Consider the following 2,025-nt stretch of genomic DNA (forward strand, 5'->3'; position numbering starts at 1 on the left):
ATTAAACAAAAAATAAATAAACGAGCCCCAACAAGGAGCATAGTTCACAGGCAGCCTGCGACGCAATCTGCCAGCGTTACCATGCTCAGAGCGTTGCCGCCCATAATAGATGAAAAAAGAATTCTATCTAGTATTCATAATTCTTACAATAGGATTTTGTTATAGATTTTTGAATTGGACTTTAAGTTTAGGCTATGATTCATTGCTGATATTCACAGGATTGATTCAATTAAGTCTATTGATTTTTTACACCATATATCTGATAATTGACGAGAATAGAAAGTATATTATAGCCTTACTATTACTCTTAATTTTAGGATTTATAGGTGAATTACTCGATCTATTAAAATTAGTTGATAACACACTTTTAATCGCAATTGCCGATGTAGTTCATGTTCTAATATTAATTCAGATAGTAGTAGATAATCAAAAGAAAAGAGATTCAAGGCTGAAATTAATAAGTATTTTAATGTCTTTGACAATCCTTTCACGTTTTATATTTGTCTTAATTTTAGAAAGTACAGAGTTCATTTATCCATTGAATTTCATAGTCTTGATTTTGGGATCTATATTAATAATAGGGATTCAAAAGAAAGGATTAGTAATAGAGTCATATTTGAAAATAGTAACATTACAATATGCTCTAGGAACAATAACGGGCATTTTTTACATTTTAAATTAATAAATCGGGTGGCAACAAGGGGCATATTGCACAGGTCAGTTGCGACGCAACCTGCCTGCGACACCATGCCCGTATCGTTGTGCAAAATATATGAATTTCATTAAATAGATAATATTTAAATGTCTTCTAAATTTTTTCAACGAATTCAATTTATACTCTTCATGCTCCTATTTTTGGGATATGTAATTCTTCAACTTGATAATATCCGAAACTTATATTACAGGATGAATTATCAAATAGCTGAAGTTAAAAGAGAAGCATTATCCATTCCTGAAATACCCAAAACTTGGAGAGCTATACCAGAGCTTGAAGAATATTCATACATACAATTTTGGGTGAATAATCAAGAAGAACACATTCCTAGATATAATTTGAAATATGTTCTAGTTCATTACGATTCTGTAATCTTTGAACATGATAGATACCTTTTGGAAGAGACAGATTCTTCAAATATTGAATTAGTAATTGGTCATAAAATTGACTTAAATACAAATAGATTGAATTCATCATTTTCTATGATAAGTGAATATCCAAGACTTGAGGACAGTAATTATTATAATTGGAATGAAGAGATTAAAATTGTGAGGAAACTAGAAGTAAAAGAAGCAATCAATTTTCTTGATTCAATAGGTATTAATTATTAAAAAAACTTTGCACAACAAGGGGCATATTGCACAGTCAGCATTGCGACGCAATCTGCCTGCGATACCATGCCCGAGTCGTTGTGCCCAATTAGCCAAGTATGAAACTAAAATGAAGAAGATTGTAAATCTTTAAGTTTCTACAAATGAGCGATAAGTAATCAGATTTTAAGATTCAAAAGTGATTTTTTCGATAATCAAATACTTCGATTTTTGGATTACAAACGGATTTTAATTTTTTAGATTTTCTACAAATTCCCTCAAATATAAGTGGACTTCATCTTCCTGTTTTTCTAATTGGATTTGTTAGCTCGACAGATTTTCTTGAAAATTTTTGATTGCCTATAAATCTTCAATTAGCGTATTCGGATTTAATCTTTCAACGTTCAAACTTTAGGATTTTTGACAAGGGATTTGATCTGTAAATTCAGATTTATGAAAATAGATTTGTTAGCGTAAAAAAAGAAATGAACGCTTAGCGGAATTTGAGGTTTTAAGCTCAAAACATTCTGCAAAGAGCGAGAAAATAAAAGTAAAAACTAGGCACAACAAGGGGCATAGTTCACAGGCATCTGCGACGCAATCTGCCTGCGACACCATGCCCGAGCCGTTATCGATAAGAAATATCATGTATTCAAGTATAATTATAATAGCGTTAGCCTTTTTTTGCTTAGGATATATTTATCTATATCTCTTTATAAC

The 2,025-nt window shown here is 31.1% G+C and carries 1 protein-coding gene; it reads left to right on the top strand.

Annotation, left to right across the window (positions count from 1 at the left end; genetic code table 11):
- The first annotated feature begins 906 nt into the window (after window positions 1–906).
- Window positions 907–1,326, top strand: a complete 420-nt coding sequence (locus BC781_RS25310) for a hypothetical protein (protein ID WP_146201793.1) — start codon at window positions 907–909, stop codon at window positions 1,324–1,326.
- The last annotated feature ends 699 nt before the right edge of the window (window positions 1,327–2,025 follow it).

The organism is Sediminitomix flava (genome assembly GCF_003149185.1).
GTDB lineage: Bacteria > Bacteroidota > Bacteroidia > Cytophagales > Flammeovirgaceae > Sediminitomix > Sediminitomix flava.